This window comes from Actinopolymorpha alba DSM 45243 (assembly GCF_000373925.1).
Classification (GTDB): Bacteria; Actinomycetota; Actinomycetes; order Propionibacteriales; family Actinopolymorphaceae; genus Actinopolymorpha; species Actinopolymorpha alba.
The window spans coordinates 24,592-40,233 of record NZ_KB892795.1 but is presented as its reverse complement, the minus strand read 5'-3'; the positions used below and the strand labels follow the sequence as shown (position 1 = coordinate 40,233).

Below are 15,642 nucleotides of genomic sequence, written 5' to 3'. Positions count from 1 at the left end.
CGCCTGCACGGCATCCCCCACGATCAAGCAGCCCAAGCCTGGGCCTTGATCGACGCCATCGCCCGCACCGAGAAGGCACGCGGGGACGAACGCACCCTCCCCCAACTACGCGCCGACATCGCCATCTCCCTCCTCTCCGGCGAAGCCGACGTCATCATCTGCAACGGCGAGGCCGACGTCATCGTTTGCGACGGCGAGGAAGAAGCCCGCGAAGGCGCCGCCAATCGTGAACCGACCAGCACCGATGCTGAGGGTGCCGATGCTGAGAGTGCCGGCGGGGACTGCGACTGCGAGAACGGTGACGGCGAGAAGGGCGACCGGGAGAGCAGCGAGGACTCCAGCCCGCGTCAAGGATCCTTTGACGACCTGCTCGACGAGCACGACAACGCCGACAGCTCTTCCGAAGCTGAGGGTGCGCGCGAAGACTCTGCCGCCGGGCAGGATGGGTGCCGGCACACCGGGTGCGACCACGACCACCACCCTTCGGGCTGCCCGTGCGAGGACTGCAAACCCGCCACCTACACCCACCCGCTGGACCGGCCCGCACGTCAGGCCCGCAATAACGGAGCCCCTGGTGAGAGCGACGCGGCCATGGGAGGCGGCGAACCCGGACGCGGTCCGGGTGGCGACGCTGACCGGGAACCAATCCCCGAGCAGGAGATCCCGGCCGCGTTCCGGTCCTGGAAAGCAGCGATCAAGGCGAAACTCCAGCTGAACATGCCCATCACCACCCTGTTCGAGCTGGCAAAGCGGCCAGCCGAGCTTGGCGGGTTCGGACCCGTGCTCACCGAAGTAGCGCGACGGCTGATCGCCAACCATCTCGACAACCCCGACGCGATGCTCGCCATCGGCATCACCCACCCAGTCACCGGACAGCTGCTGAGCCTGCATCCAATGTCCATGCGTTTCTTACGTGGTCTTCCGGCGGAGTTTGTGCAGTCGTTGAACCAGCGCTGCACCTGGATGCTGTGCAGGCGCCCAGCAGTTTCTTGCGACCTTGACCATACGAAGCCGTACTCCGAGGGTGGCGAAACGTCGGTCAACAACGTGGCACCACTATGCCGCCGCCACCACCGCGTGAAGACCGAGGGCGACTGGAAGGTCGAGCAGACCAGTCCGGGCCACCTCACCTACACCGACCCGCACGGGCGGGAGTACCAGGTGACCCCGCCACGACTTACTGATCCCGTAGAACCAAACGATCCGGACCCGCCGCCGTTCTAACCGGCACGGAGAAGCGGGACAAGCAAACAAGACCGGCAGGCTCGATAACCCTTGAAAAGAAGGGTTATCGAGCCTGCCGACATGCCGAATCAGGAGCAAGGTCATGAAAGCGCTCCCGGCCGGCGGAAACGCCACCCCTTCAGCCGAGCTGCTTCTCCAGATACACGAGCACCACCGTGTCCGTATCCCGCTCCCGGCGCACTTCCCGATAGCCAAGGCGTTCGTACAACCGCAACGGGCCCGCGCTCAGGTGCCCGGTCCAGAGCGTGAAGGCGTCCACCTCACCGCGTACGACATCCTCCAGGGCGCGCAGCAACGCCGGCGCCACCCCACGGCGCTGCCAGTCGGGAGCGACCGCGAGCCGACCGACCACGCACGTGCGATCGGTCACGCGACCACGCACACTTCCGACCAACCGGCCCGCGTCCCGGGCCACGAGGACATGGGTCGACGTGATCGCGTCCTCGACCTCCGCCAGTGACTCCATAAGCGGCGGGAGTTCTGGATCGGCGTACCTCTGCGCCTCGCCGACGTACGCCGCCAGCTGGACAGTCAATATCTCGCCAGCGTCCCGGTGGCGCGCACGCTCGATCACAAAGTCGGACACGGCACGCTCAGCCCAGGTCGATGGTGCGTCCCTCAGACGCCGAGCGGATGATCGCCTCGGCCACCTCGACGATCGCCAGGCCGTCCCGCATGCCCACGATGCTCCCACCCTTGCCGGCTGTGCCGGGCTCCGCCTCCGCGAGGACGGCATCCCGGAACGCCGCGAGTTCGGTACGGAGCGGCTCCGGCTTGGGGATGGCGTACCGGATCATGTCGCCCTCGGTCACGCCGCGGAACGACGCCATCGTCTCCCACTCCAGCGGCTGGACGCCGTTGGCGTGGAACGTCAGGTCGGCCGAGACCGTGTCGGCGACGAACGCACCGCGCTCGCCGGTGACGACCGTGACGCGTTCCTTCATCGGGGAGAGCCAGTTCACGAGGTGGTTGACGACAGTGCCGTCGGAAAGCTGCGCGACCACGGCCACCAGGTCCTCGTGCTGACGGCCGCTCTTGTGCGCGGTGCGCGCCGACACGGAACGATACAAACGCTGGGTCACCCACGCGGTCGAGTCGACGTCGTGGGTCGCGAGGTCCTTCACCACACCGACGTCGGCGATGCGGTTGGGGAACGGCCCCTGCCGGCGCGTGATCACCTGGAAGATCTCGCCGAGTTCGCCCTGCTCGAGGCGGGCGCGGAGGTTCTGAAGCGCCGGGTTGTAGCGCTCGATGTGGCCCACGCAGCCCACCAGCCCAGCCGCGGCGAAGGCATCCGCCAGCTTGGCCGCGCCTTCGACACTGCTGGCCAGCGGCTTCTCGACCAGCGTGTGAACGCCGGCCGCCGCGAGGGTCAGCCCGACTTCCTCGTGGAACGCCGTAGGGACCGCGACCACGCAGATGTCGATCCCGGCGGCGATGAGCTTCTCGACGTCGGGCAGCACGTCAAGGCCGTTCGCCACGCCGTGCGGGTCACCGCCCGGATCCGCGACCGCGACCAGATCCACGCCGTCGAGGGAACGCAGCACCCGCGCGTGGTGCCGCCCCATCATCCCCAGGCCAATCAGCCCAGCCCTCAGCAAGCTCATGCTTCCACCGCCTTCGCCACAGCCGCGACCACGTGTTCGAGATCAGACTCCGTCAGCGCCGGGTGGACGGGCAAGGAGATCGCCTCCCGGCAGGCCCGCGCGGTCTCGGGCAGGTCGAGGTCGAGACCGAACGACGGGAGCTGGTGGTTGGGGATCGGGTAGTAGACGCCGGTGCCCACCCCTGCGTCAGTCAGCTTGCTCTGCAGGCCGTCACGGTCGTCGGACCGGAGGGTGTACTGGTGGTAGACGTGCGTCGCCTCGTCGGCGACCTTCGGCGTGGTGATGCCAGCCAGCCCCGACAGGTGCGCGTCGAGATAGGCGGCGTTGCGCTGCCGCTGCTCGGTCCATCCGCGAACCTTCGTCAGCTGCACCCGTCCGATCGCGGCGGCGATGTCGGTCATCCGGGTGTTGAAGCCGACCAGCTCGTTCTCGTAGCGGCGTTCCATGCCCTGGTTACGCAGCAACCGCACCTTGCGGGCGACGTCCTCGTCGGCGCAAACGACCATGCCACCTTCACCGGTCGTCATGTTCTTGGTGGGATAGAAACTGAACGCGGCGATGGCGCCGAACGACCCGACCGGCCGCCCCTGCCACGACGCGAGGTGCGCTTGACAGGCGTCCTCGAAGATCGCGAGCCCGTGCTTCGCGGCGATCTCCTCCAGGGCCGTCTGGTTGGCCGGGTGACCGTACAGGTGCACGGGCATGATGCCGACCGTGCGCGGCGTCACGGCAGCCTCGACCGCGGCGGGATCCAGGCAGAAGTAGTCCGGCTCGATGTCGGCGAACACCGGGGTCGCGCCCGCGAGCGCCACGGAGTTGGCAGTCGCTGCGAAGGTGAACGACGGGACGATGACCTCGTCGCCTGGCCTGACACCGGCCGCCACCAGCCCCATGTGGAGGGCGCTGGTGCCGGAGTTGACCGCGACGCAGATGTTGCCGCCGACCAGTTCGGCGAACTCCGCCTCGAACGCCGCGACCTCCGGCCCCTGCACCACCATGCCGCTCCGGAGAACGCGATCAACAGCCGCGCGTTCCTCGTCACCGATCAGGGGCTTGGCCGCCGGAATGGTCCCCGCACTCATCTCGTCTCGCTCTCGACTGTGTTGTTCCGGCCCCCTCGGGCTTCGCCCGTTGGGCCCACCCCCACCGCGTTGTTCCGGCCCTCGCGGAGGATTCCCTCGGCTTCGACATAGACCTCACCGGTCTGCGGGCAACGCCATCGGTCAGGCCCGTCACCGTCGGCCTCCAGGCGTACGCCGGCCCGCCCGACCCACCCGACCCGCTTCGCCGGAACCCCCGCCACCAGCGCGAAGTCGGGCACGTCCCGGGTGACGACAGCACCAGCCGCGACCATCGCCCAGCGGCCGATCGTCACCGGAGCGACACACACCGCCCGGGCACCCAACGACGCACCCTCGCGCACCGTCACGCCCACCGCGTCCCAGTCATCGGAACGCTTCAGCGCGCCGGACGGGTCGACCGACCGGGGGTACTGGTCGTTGGTCAGCACCACGGCCGGCCCGACGAAGACGCCGTCCTCCAGGACCGCCGGCTCGTAGACGAGCGCGTAGTTCTGGATCTTGACGCGGGCCCCGACACGGACGCCCGAACCCACGTAGGCACCACGGCCGACGATGCAGTCGGGCCCGAGTACGGCACCCTCTCGGACCTGGGCGAGATGCCAGATGGCCGAGCCCGCGCCGATCACGGCACGCTCGTCGACATCGGCGCTGGCCGCGACGAAGTGCTCGGTCGCAGGGGCGAAGCCAGGGGTCATGACCGGTCAGCGTAACGAAGTCCGTTATGACCGGCTCGTTGCCCCGGTCGCGGCCGCCATGACCTTACGGAGCGCCTCGACCGTGTCATCGATGTCGCGGTCGTCCAGGGTCGGGTGGACCAGCAGCATCAGCGACGTCTCCCCCAACTCGCGGGCGACCGGCAGCGGCGCGGGCGGCCGGCCCTCGGCGTCGAACGCCTTCTCGCGGTAGATCTCCGCGCACGCACCCTGGAAGCACGGCACGCCCTCGGCCTCGACCGCGGTCATGATCCGGTCGCGGGTCCAACCGGGTGCGAGTTCCTCGGGCCGGACGAAGAGGTAGTACTTGTAGTAGGCGTGTCGTACGCCGTCCGGCGGGACCGTCAGCCGCAGCCCGGGCACACCCGCGAGCCCCGCGTCCAGCGCGGCGGCGAACCGGCGGCGGCGTTCGGACCAGGCCGGCAACTTCGCGAGCGCACGGCGACCGAGGGCCGCCTGCACCTCACTCATCCGGGCGTTCGTTCCGAACGACTCGTGCAGCCACCGGAAGCCTGGCGGGTGCTCGCGTTCGTACACCGCCTGATAGCTCTTGCCGTGGTCTTTGTGCTCCCAGACCGCTCGCCAGATCGCCTCGTCGTCCGTGGTCACCATGCCGCCCTCACCGGCCGTGGTGAGGATCTTGTCCTGGCAGAACGACCAGGCCGCGACATGCCCGAAGGTGCCGATCGGGCGGCCACCGAGCGCCGCGCCGTGTGCCTGCGCGCAGTCCTCGACGACGACCAGGGAGTGTTCGTCAGCCAGTGCCATCAACTCGTCCATCGGTGCCGGCCAGCCGGCCAGGTGCACCGGGACGATCGCGCGGGTCCGCGGCGTCAGCACCGCCCGGACGGTCTCGGCCGTGAGGCTCTGCGTCTCCGCGTCGATGTCGGCGACCACCGGATGCGCACCGATCGCCACCGCCGCGCTGGCGGTGGCGACGAACGTGCGGGCCGGGACGACCACCTCGTCGCCAGGCTGAACCCCCGCCGCCCGGAGCGCGAGCTCGAGCGCCACGGTCCCGTTGGCGACCGCCACCGCGTGCTCGGCCCCCACGGCCGCGGCGTACTCCCGCTCGAAGACCCGGCCCTCGTCGCCGGTCCAGTAGTTGACCCGCCCTGAACGCAGAACCTCGACCACCGCGGCGATCTCGTCGTCGGCGAAGAACGGCCACGGCGCGAACGGCGTGGTGCGTACGGGATCGCCACCGGTGACGGCGAGTTCGGCGGTCCGGGTCGACGCGGGCACGGGCATGGCGGTCAACCTCCCATATCGAGGAGCAGGCTGGACAGGATGGCGAAGAACACCGCGTCGGTCCGGGTCGCCTCGTTGTCACTGAAGGACCCGTCGGGACCCTGCTTCACCAACGTCTTAGTGACGTACTTGGTGACGTCGCCGGAGAGGTTCAAACCATAGACCGAGGCGTAGGAGTCGGTCGGCACCAGCCCGGACCTCGCGTGGTTGGCCATCCAGCTGAAGCCCCGCCCGGCCCGGTCCACCCAGTCCTGGCGGCCCCGCATCTCGCTGTACTCCAGCAGACCGGTGTAGGAGATGTTGGCGTACCCCGCCGAGTGCGGGTCTGGCTCGTACCACGAGTAAGGGATCGACCCGTCGGCCCGCACCTTGGCGGCCAGGTTGGTGGCGATCGCGTCGCCGTAGGTGAGCAACTGCTTGTCGCCGGTCTCGACGTACAACGCCTTCAGGAACGACAGGACGGCGCCGTCGATGTTGTAGACCTCGACGGAGGTGTTCTTGAGGGCGGGTACGACGTCGTGCGCGGCGATCCGTGGGTCGCCCGGCTTGAGGATGGGTTCGAGGTCGCAGTACGGCACGCTGCCACGGGTGCGCTTCGCGTCGAGCCACTGGAAGCCGTTTCGCCCGTGGAGGAGATAGTCCATCGCCCGGATCGCGGCGGCGAGATACCGCGCGTCGCCGTACACCTTGAAGCCCTCGAGCAGCGTGCTCGCACCGGCCACCGTGACCACACCGAGCGGCGCCCCGACCGGGTGGCTGGAGGTGCCCTTCGGGTAGTGGCCGCGGTAGTTGAAGTGACCGTCGCCCGCACCGAACCCCCACGGCAGGCCGAAGCTACCGTCCCGGCGCTGGTTGTTGACCAGCCACTCCAGCCCCCGCCGGGCCCGCGACTCATACACCCGGTCGGAGGAGGCCTGCGCCCGCTTGAGGTATCCCTGGGTGAGGACCGCGATGGCCTGGGGATCAGATCGGATCTCCCCGGGCCAGTACGGATGGGCGATCCCCCAACCGCCGTCCTTGGTCATCCGGCCGTCGAGGTACTTCGCCAGCTTGTCCACCGACTCCTGGACGGCCGAGCGGTTCGGTAGGGCGACCAGGCTGGGAGTCTCGTTGAAGTTCTGGGCCGCGACGAAGGCAAAGAACTCAGACTGGGCCACCGGATCCCCCAGCGTCGCCAGCGGGAATCCCGTGCCAGGCGTCGGTGTGAACCTTCCGCCCTTGACGTGGATGGTCGCCGAACCACCGGGCCGCACCAGGACAGTCCTGGTCTTGGGGTCATAGCCGGCCGAGCCCGCGACGGTGTAGGTCAGCCGGCCCTTCTGGTCGCTGTCGATGACGTTCGGTCCCGCCACGCTCAGGTGCTGGCCGAAGGCGTTGATGGTGCCGATGTGGACGCCACCCGGCGTGGGCGTGGTGACCTGCAGGGTCATGATGTCGCTCTTGTCACCACGGCGTACGCCGGTGCCGCCCCACACCTCGAGGATCGGACTGTGCCGCATCTTCAGGCCGTCCAGCCAGACGGTCCGGTCGGGTCCGTCGACCGACACCTCCACCTCGACGTACGCCGTTCCGGCCGGCGCGTCCGCCTTCACGGCGACGCCCTCCCAGGTCCATGGCTTGGGCGTCCCACCGCGGTCACTACCCGATCCGACGAGCCTGCGCTTGGCGTCGTAGAAGAGCAGGCGTACGGACTCGCCGCCGGACGGACGTCCGGTGGACGAACGCCGCCACACCGCCGCGCTGTAGGTGCGTTGCGGGAGCGCCGGCACCGCGCCGCTGCGCATGGTGTAGCGGCCCCTGCCGACGTTGATCTGGAGCGACTGCCGGCCCTCGTGCTTCATGGTGGTGCTGAGCAGGGCCCGGGTCCCGCCGCTGGCGGTGCAGGTCCACTGCTTCGGGCAGGACCCCGACAAACTCTGCTCGAATCCGGCGTTGATCGGCTGGATCGGTGGCGCGGACGGCGTGATGGTGGGCCGCGGAGCCACCGTCTGGCGCGACGAGGGACCGCTCACCGGGGACGGCTCGAAGCTCTGCTGGATCCGGGAGGCATCCGCGCAGGACGCGAGCGTCAGCAGGAGGAGAACACAGCCGCCCGCGACCACCGCGCGAGCGCCGGCCTCAGCCCGGCCAACCCACGCACGCCGGTCTACACGGGGTCGCTCTGTCGACCTCGCCTCACTCGCACCCACCAGTTGTGCAGCTCCCCTCCCGACCGGTGCTGTGTGGTCCCGGCCCACGCGGGCTTCGCCCGCCTGGGCCCACCCCCACTGTGCAGTCTCCGGCCCCACGCGGGCTTCGCCCGCCTGGGCCCACCCCCACCTCGCAGATCCTTCAACGATGGTTGGAGGGTACTGGCGCATCACCGGCAACGACGTCGTCCAGGACCTTCTCGAGCCGTGCGGCCATCGCCGTCCGCGAGGCGTGGCGTTCCACATAATCGCGAGCGCGACGCCCCATCGTCTGCCGCTCGTCCACGGATCGGTCACGGATTGTACGGACCGCGTCGGCGAGACTCTGCCGAGCGGACATGCCCTCCCGCGGCGACCCCTGAACGCCACAACCGGCCTCGGCCAGCCGCATCTCCAGGTCACCACCGACGTTGGTGATGACCGGAAGCCCAGCCGCCATGTAGTCGTACAGCTTGTTGGGGCTCAGCGCCTGCTTGAACAGCTCGGCCTGCGCGAGGGTGTGCAGCCCGACGTCACAGGCGACGAGCAGGTCGCCGAGCTCCGCCTTGGGCACCGGCTCGAGGAAGCGTACGTTGTCGATCCGCTCCTGGCGGGCCCGCTCGACGAGGCGCTCCTTGTCAAGACCACTGCCGACGAGGAGGAACGTGCAGTCGGTGAGGTCCTGGGCGATGTCGAGGATCAGGTCGAGGCCGTTGGCGGGTCCGTGCGTGCCGGCGTAGACCGCGACGAACCCGTCGACGCCCAGGTGCGCCCGGGCCTTGTCGCGAGTCAGGGTCGGGGTGAAGTCGGCCGGCTCGGCGCCGTTGCTCACCAGGACGACCTTCTCGGGGGGCACACCGAACGACGAGAAGTGCGGCTGCCAGCCATCGGCCACCGCGACGATCCGCTTGGCCGAGCGGTAGAAGAACCCTTCGAGCCGGACCAGTATCCGGTGCATCCGGGAGCCCTCGGCCAGGTAGCCCAACTCCACCATCGACCGCGGCCACAGGTCACGGATCTCCAGGACCAGCGGAGCGCGATGCACCTTCGCCAGCAGCCAACCGGCAAGCGGCGTCAGCAGATGCGGAGAGGACGCGTAGACGACGTCGACCTTGCGCGGCCGAGTGTCCGCGACCCGCCGCCACCGCGCGGTCAGGCCGACCGCCAGAGCACCGGCGACGTACATCCCCCAGTTCAGCACCCGCCCGATGCCGTTGGAGGAGTAGGCCGGCACGGGGACCGTCACGAAGTCCGGCGAGTTGCTGACGAACTTCTGGAGGGTGCCGTTGTTGCGGTTGCCCGCCACGATGAGATGCGTCCAGCGGGACAACCGGCTGAACAACTCGACGTGCCGGGTGCCGCCGCCTTCGGACCGGGGCAGGGCGAAGTGGTTGAGAACGAGAACGTGTCGGCTACGACCCTGGGTCATGGGTGTCGTTCGCTTCCTGGGTTTCCTTGAGGTGTCGGCCGGGGCTCCGTTGCCGCCGGTCCGGCTGAGGTTCCGTTCGTCGCGGCGCTCGCGGTGCTGGCCGAACCCCCGTCGCCAGGCACCTGGCCGTTCGCGTGCGCTCCCCCCGGGGTGCCGGGGTTCTCGGGGCCACCGAGGTTTTCAGGGCCACCGGGGTTTTCGAGGCCACCGGGCGGGTCGGCGCTGCTCTGGCGCGCCCGGCGCCAACGCGGCGGTGGCCGGGTCACCGGGGAGTCCGATGGCATGAAGTAGACGAGGAAGACGGCGAGCAGCATGCCGTGGGTGAGGAAGACCGTCAACATCGCCGTGTTGGAGAGACTGAACGCCGACTGGGCCAGCGCCGCGATACCGAGGCCCCTCGGCACGTCCCTCGCGACGCTGTCGATGAAGATCAGCACCACGCCCAGGATCGCGGTGAAGCCGAAGACCCCGAGCAGCCCGAAGTTGGCGTAGGCGTCCGCCCAGATGTTGGCGTTGGCGCTGGTGCCCGGGTTGCCGTAGTAGACCTGCCCGATGAGGAACGCCGGGGACAGGTCGTACGGATAGTCCACCCACCGGCTCAGCAGGCCGTAGCCGAGGTAGGCCTTCGGATTCGCCATGAAGAACTCGAAGTGGTACTTCGTGTTGACCGCGCTGGTCAGCACCATCCGGCGGACGACGATGGACGAGATGCTCCAGCCGCCGGTGAAGAAGTCGTACGCCGTGATCCCGATGACGCCCGCGCCCACCAGCGCCGCGACGCGGTAGCCGATCCGCCGCAGGTCGGTCGTCTTGACCAGGATCACCACGCCGGCCACGAAGACGGACGAGAACAGCATCTGCTTGAAGCCGGTGATCGAGACGAGGAACAGCTCGGTGGCGACCCCGAGGATGGCCCAGCCCCAGCGCCTGGACATCAGTCCGCGCGCGATCGCGATCGGGGCGATGACGTTGCCCAGCCAGGTGATGGCGTACCTCGACACCCGCGGCACCTGCTCGAAGGAGTCGCGGTAGGTGTCGCGGATCTCGTAGATCTCCGAGAGCGACACCAGGCGGAACTGCAGGCCGTAGTAGGAGACGACGACGCCGATCAGGGCGAGCCAGAGCAGGCCGTAGACCGGCCAGTACACCTTCGGTGCGAGGGCGACCCTCCGGATGTCGGGAAGCTGCCAGGAGTAGATCGCCCCGAGGAGCCAGAACGCCGCGGCCACCGAGCCCACCATGAGCCACACCGGCGTGGACAGGTCGGTCGTGAACACCGGCAGGACGTGGATCGGTGCGACGACGACCAGGAAGAGCATCCAGTAGACGATCGCCGACGGGCGCTCCCACGATGCCGGCAGCCGCCGAGCACAGAGGAGGTACGTCGGCACCATGAGGATCGCGACGAGCGGGTTGGGTGGGATCTTCTCGAAGCCGAGGTAGGCGAACGACGGCGCGATGACGAAGAAATGGGAGGCTCCGAGCCCGATCGCGTAGACGACGAGCCAGATGAGGCCGCGGCGGCCAAGGCGGGGGACGTCGGCGGCTGGAGTGCGGTCAGGCACGACGCAACACCCACCACGCCAACGCGAGGACACCACCATAGGAGAACACGAGAACCGCCGCGTAAGCAGCAACCCCGAGGACGTCCGAACCCCCGAGCGCCCACACGAGCCACGGCACGGCGACCACGAGCGCCAGCCGCACGGCCTCCCAGACCAGCGCGATGCCCTGGCGTTCGACGAGGTTGAAGACGTTCGAGATGGGGCTCGCGACGAACTGCGCCAGGAACGCCACCGCGAGGATCTGCGCGTAGGTGCCGGCCCGCTCCCAGGCGCCGCCGAAGACCCAACCGAACGCCCACGGACCGATGAGGGTGAGCAGGATCGCCGGCCCCACCCCGAGCAGGGCGAGCCGGCGTACGGCGAGCCAGGTGAGCCGGGGCAGGTCGCCTGACGCCTCGCGTTGGGCGCTGGCACCGCGTCCCATGAAGACCTGCGCGACCGCCTGGCCGATCACGGTGACCGGGAGGGCGAGCAGCCGGGTGGTGAACGCCAGCCAGCCGGTGGGGTTCTGGCCGTACGTCAGGGTGAAGACGAGGTATGGCGCGTACTGCCCGGCGTTGTTGAGCAGCGCCGACCAGGTGGTGAGGAGCGGGAACCTCCGGAACCTCGACAGCGCGTTCGTCATGTCCGCGACCGTCACCGCGGCCCGCGGCTGGCCGGGCTCGCGCGGGAACAGCCCGCGGCGGGCGATCGACAGCAGACCCACGGCGCGCCCGAGGCTCATGCCGAGCAGCAGCCCGAGTGGCCCCATCCCGGCGACACCGAACCCGAGCTGGGCGCCTGCCGTGCCGACCCCCTGGACGGCGTTCCGGCCGGCGATGTCGCGGTAACGCTCGGCTCTGACGAGCACCGCACTCACCAGCTGGAACACGGCGATCGCCGCAACGGTCACCGGCACCAGCCACCAGGTGGCGCGCAGGTCGACCAGCGTGTCACCGACGGCCCACAAGCCCGCGGTGAGCAGGCCGAGCAGCCAGACCAGAACCGCGATCGCGACCGTGCCCAGCAGGCCGGCACGGAGTACGGCGCGGGTCTCGTGCTGGTCACGGGCCAGCGGGATCGCGAGTTCGAGGCGCAGGCTGGCGAGTACGGCGCCGATCGAGACCACACCCGTGAAGATCTGCAGCAGGGCGAAGTCGGCCGGTGTGTAAAGGCGGGACAGCAGGGGTGATGCCGCCACCAGGAGTCCCTGGCCAAGGACGGTGCCGAGGACGATCTCGACGACGCCACGGCGCGCGCCGACGCGAGCCGGCGCGCTGGTCGAGGCAACGCCACGCGCCTCCGGCGCCGCACCCCCCACGGTGCTCACCTAGCTCGCGCGGCCGCGAGCTCGCTGGGCAACAGACTGTCGTACAGCGACAGCAGAGTCTGGGCCTCGGCCTCCCAGGAGTACTTCTCGTGCACGGCCTTGCGACCCCGCCGTCCCATGTCGGCGGCCTCGGCGGGATTGGCGAGCAGGCGCGACACGGCCTCGGCGGCGGCCCTGCCGTCCTCGGGCGGCACGACCACACCGGCCTCGGCGTCGTCCAGAATCCCCTGCCACAGCGGGAAGTGGGACGCGACGACCGGCAGCCCTTCGGCCATGTACTCGAACATCTTGGTCGGGAGGTTCTGCTTGTAGGCCTCGGGCCCGATCTGCAGGATCAGGCCCACCCTGGCCTCGCGGATCAGCTGCCGCGCCTCGACCGGCTTCTTGACCCCCACGTAGTCGATGACGTCGGTGAGCGAGGGGTCTTCGAGCCGCTGCTCGAGCTCGGGTGGCATGAACGGGCCGATCAGCGTGAGCTTCTCGCCGTGCCTGGTGCCCGCGATGCGGGCCACCTCGAGCATGGTGGCCAGTCCGCGGATGTCTGACAGACCACCGACGTAGACCATCCCGCGGGTCCGCTGGTGGTAGGGGATGTCCGCGTCGCCGCCGGCCACGGCGTACTGGTCCTGAAGGATGGGGAAGTTGTTGACGGTCGCCAGCCGCTTCGCACCGGCGTAGACGCCCGCGACGAGGGGAGACGCGGCGACCACCGCGGTCATGCCACGACCGGCGACCCTGACGAGCACCTCGGTCGCCCGGGCCACCAGCGGGCGCAACGGACCAGGAATCCAGTGCTTGGCCATGATCTGCGCCGGCAGCGGCTCGTGCGCATCGAAGATGACCTTGCGACCCCGCGCCCGCAACGCGATCGCGAGCGGGATCAGCTCCGGGTCGTGGAAGTGGTAGACGTCGGCCTGCTGCGCGAGGAGTGGACGGAAGAGGCTCCAGACGCCCACCGTCATCCGGCTCACCCGCGAACCATGCCGGGGAACCGGAACGACCCGCACGCCATCCTCGGTGTACGGCTGGGGGGTTCCGGCTCCGCTCGGGCTTCGCCCGTCCGGACCCACCCCGTCGGTGCGGGCGTACAACGTCACGTCGTAACCCGCCGCCGCGAGGGACCGGCACTGCTTGTGGAAGATCCGGATGTCGGTCGAGCGGTGCACGATCGAGACGTGCACGGCCTTCGGTCGCCGGGACGCCGCAGGGGTCTGAGCAGAGCTAGCGGTCATTGCCTATCCATGAGCCGAGGAGATCTGTCGCGGGCCCTCGCCCTGACTCGGGCCGAGCCCTGGACGTTGCCTCCCGCTCCTGCGTTCAACCGGAAGACTGTACGTCGGACGAGATCAGCGGGTCGCTGTCGGCGCAGACTAACAGGTTCTGTCCCGCATGCCCGGCTGTGTCCCCTTCCTCGAGGGCGGCCCGGACCCCGAGCACGTCCGCGAACTCCACCGCCTCCGGGGCGAGTTCTGGAACGTCCACGTGCGAAATCAGCGGGTGGAACGGCCGGGCGTCGACCTCCTCGTTACCGAGCAGCTCCTCGTGCAGCTTCTCGCCCGGTCGCATGCCGGTGTAGACGATCTCGACGTCGGCGTCGGCCATCTCGATGATCTGCCGCGCGACATCCACGATCCGGACCGGCTCACCCATGTCGAGGACGAGCGCCTCGCCATCCCGACCGATCGCCGCCGCCTGGATGACGAGTTGGACGGCTTCGGGGATCGTCATGAAGTAGCGGGTCACCTCAGGGTGGGTCACCGTTACCGGTCCGCCGTCAGCCACCTGCCGAGCGAACGCGGTGAGGACCGACCCGCGGCTGCCCAGCACGTTGCCGAAGCGGACGCTCAGGAAACTCCCCTGCGCCGAGCGGGCGAAGTGGGCGGTGAGGCGTTCGGCCAACCGTTTGGTGCGGCCCAGCACGCTCGTGGGGTTGGCGGCCTTGTCGGTCGAGATGTTGACGAAGCGCTCGACGCCGACCTTCGCGGCCGCCTCAAGGACGTGGATGCTGCCGAGCACGTTGGTCTTGTAGCCCTCGGCGGGGTACTGCTCGAGCATCGGGAGGTGCTTGAGGGCCGCCGCGTGAAACACCACGTGCGGGCTGCGTTCCTCGAAGATCGCCAGCACCCGCTCGTGGTCGCGGATGTCCGCGAGGATCACGTCGCCGGTGTCGAGGAGCGCGCGTCCCTCGATCGACAGCTGGACGGCGTGCAGCGCGGACTCGTCGCGGTCGAGCATCATCAGCTCGGCGGGATCGAACCGCGAGATCTGCCGGCAGAGCTCGGAGCCGATCGAACCACCGGCGCCGGTGACGAGCACCCGCTTGCCGGTGAGGTATCCCGCGATCGCCTGGATGTCAGTGTCGATCTGGTGCCGGCCGAGCAGGTCGGTGACGTCGATGTCGCGGACGTCGCGGATGGTGATGTGGCTCGGGGCCAGCAGTTCGGGCAGCTCCGGCAGCACCTTGACCTCGAGCCCGCACCGGCGAGCCTCGTGCGCGACGTCGCGGTAGAGCGCGGCCTGCCCGCTGGGGATCGCCACCACGAGCACCTCGGCGCTCACCCGGTGAGCCACCTCGACGAGATCGTGGCGAGTGCCGAGGACCCGCACACCGCTGATCCGCAGGTGCCGTTTGCCCGGGTCGTCGTCGAGCAGACCGACCGGGAGGTACGGACTGTCGGAGTCGGTCAGCATCGAACGGATCAGCTGCTCGCCACCGTCACCGGCACCGAAGACGAGGGTGCGGGCGCCTTCGCGTGGGCGCGCGGTGCCTTCCCGCAGGACCCGGATGATCGCGCGGGTCGAGACCATCCCGAGCACGGCCGCCATCGCGCCACCGAAGGGGACGCTCAACGGCACCAGCCGGCTCGGCTGCACCGCGAGGTCGACGATGAGAAGTGACGCCCCGATGATGAGGCCGACGGCGGCGATCATGACGGCCTCGTCGAAGCTCCCCGTCCGGTAGCCACCCTGGTAGAGCTTGACGAGGAATCCGAACAACAGCTGTAGAGCACTGGCCACCAGGATCACGACGAGGAGGCCGCCGGTGTCCAGGCGATCGAACGCGCCGTCATAGCGGAAGAGCGTCGCGAGTCCGAGAGCGACGACCCATGCCGCAACGTCGTTGACAACGAGACCGGCCCTGGACCACGGCACGCCCTGCAGCGAGCTGCTGCCGTGCTGCGACACGTCGGCACCGCCCTTTCCTTCACATGTCGGACAAGCCTGCCTGGGTGCGATGGAGGACGTTACAGGACGTTACAAGGACTCTGGCCG

The 15,642-nt window shown here is 69.2% G+C and carries 12 protein-coding genes; 1 reads left to right on the top strand and 11 read right to left on the bottom strand.

Annotated elements, in window-relative coordinates:
• On the top strand, positions 1–1,224 hold a 1,224-nt coding region (locus B141_RS51855; protein WP_237742856.1), incomplete at its 5' end, for an HNH endonuclease.
• 139 nt (positions 1,225–1,363) lie between these two features.
• Here the strand turns inward: B141_RS51855 and B141_RS0131710 are convergent.
• The 11 genes from B141_RS0131710 to B141_RS43875 form a co-directional block, all read right to left on the bottom strand.
• Entirely contained in the window at positions 1,364–1,831 is a 468-nt protein-coding gene (locus B141_RS0131710; protein WP_020579218.1) for a GNAT family N-acetyltransferase, read from the bottom strand.
• Positions 1,832–1,838: 7 nt separating this feature from the next.
• Entirely contained in the window at positions 1,839–2,852 is a 1,014-nt protein-coding gene (locus B141_RS0131705; RefSeq protein ID WP_020579217.1) for a Gfo/Idh/MocA family protein, read from the bottom strand.
• The gene (locus B141_RS0131700; protein ID WP_020579216.1) at positions 2,849–3,934 is read right to left on the bottom strand and encodes a DegT/DnrJ/EryC1/StrS family aminotransferase; all 1,086 of its coding nucleotides are present in this window, start codon (positions 3,932–3,934) and stop codon (positions 2,849–2,851) included. Before B141_RS0131700 ends, B141_RS0131705 begins: the two co-directional genes overlap by 4 nt.
• Positions 3,931–4,629, bottom strand: a complete 699-nt coding sequence (locus B141_RS0131695) for an acyltransferase (RefSeq protein WP_020579215.1) — start codon at positions 4,627–4,629, stop codon at positions 3,931–3,933. The genes B141_RS0131700 and B141_RS0131695 overlap by 4 nt, the downstream gene beginning before the upstream one ends.
• Before the next feature lie 24 nt (positions 4,630–4,653).
• Entirely contained in the window at positions 4,654–5,898 is a 1,245-nt protein-coding gene (locus tag B141_RS0131690; RefSeq protein WP_020579214.1) for a DegT/DnrJ/EryC1/StrS family aminotransferase, read from the bottom strand.
• Between the two features lie 5 nt (positions 5,899–5,903).
• A complete protein-coding gene (locus B141_RS0131685) occupies positions 5,904–8,087 on the bottom strand; it encodes a prenyltransferase/squalene oxidase repeat-containing protein (protein ID WP_157181442.1) in 2,184 nt (727 codons plus the stop codon).
• Between the two features lie 142 nt (positions 8,088–8,229).
• Positions 8,230–9,495 (bottom strand): glycosyltransferase family 4 protein, encoded by a 1,266-nt coding sequence (locus tag B141_RS0131680; RefSeq protein ID WP_020579212.1) that lies wholly within the window; start codon positions 9,493–9,495, stop codon positions 8,230–8,232.
• Complete coding sequence (locus B141_RS0131675; RefSeq protein WP_020579211.1) at positions 9,492–11,060, bottom strand: oligosaccharide repeat unit polymerase; 1,569 nt, start codon at positions 11,058–11,060, stop codon at positions 9,492–9,494. The genes B141_RS0131680 and B141_RS0131675 overlap by 4 nt, the downstream gene beginning before the upstream one ends.
• On the bottom strand, positions 11,053–12,369 hold the full coding sequence (locus B141_RS0131670) for a lipopolysaccharide biosynthesis protein (RefSeq protein WP_020579210.1): 1,317 nt from the start codon (positions 12,367–12,369) through the stop codon (positions 11,053–11,055). Before B141_RS0131670 ends, B141_RS0131675 begins: the two co-directional genes overlap by 8 nt.
• Complete coding sequence (locus B141_RS0131665; protein WP_063828687.1) at positions 12,366–13,601, bottom strand: glycosyltransferase family 4 protein; 1,236 nt, start codon at positions 13,599–13,601, stop codon at positions 12,366–12,368. Before B141_RS0131665 ends, B141_RS0131670 begins: the two co-directional genes overlap by 4 nt.
• 85 nt (positions 13,602–13,686) lie before the next feature.
• Positions 13,687–15,555, bottom strand: a complete 1,869-nt coding sequence (locus B141_RS43875; RefSeq protein ID WP_020579208.1) for a polysaccharide biosynthesis protein — start codon at positions 15,553–15,555, stop codon at positions 13,687–13,689.
• Between the last annotated feature and the right edge of the window lie 87 nt (positions 15,556–15,642).

Excerpts from the sequence above, each read along its gene's own strand:
- B141_RS0131705 (WP_020579217.1), bottom strand. The coding sequence starts at position 2,852 with ATGAGCTTGCTGAGGGCTGGGCTGATTGGCCTGGGGATGATGGGGCGG.
- B141_RS0131700 (WP_020579216.1), bottom strand. The coding sequence starts at position 3,934 with ATGAGTGCGGGGACCATTCCGGCGGCCAAGCCCCTGATCGGTGACGAG.
- B141_RS0131695 (WP_020579215.1), bottom strand. The coding sequence starts at position 4,629 with ATGACCCCTGGCTTCGCCCCTGCGACCGAGCACTTCGTCGCGGCCAGC.
- B141_RS0131690 (WP_020579214.1), bottom strand. The coding sequence starts at position 5,898 with ATGCCCGTGCCCGCGTCGACCCGGACCGCCGAACTCGCCGTCACCGGT.
- B141_RS0131680 (WP_020579212.1), bottom strand. The coding sequence starts at position 9,495 with ATGACCCAGGGTCGTAGCCGACACGTTCTCGTTCTCAACCACTTCGCC.
- B141_RS0131665 (WP_063828687.1), bottom strand. The coding sequence starts at position 13,601 with ATGACCGCTAGCTCTGCTCAGACCCCTGCGGCGTCCCGGCGACCGAAG.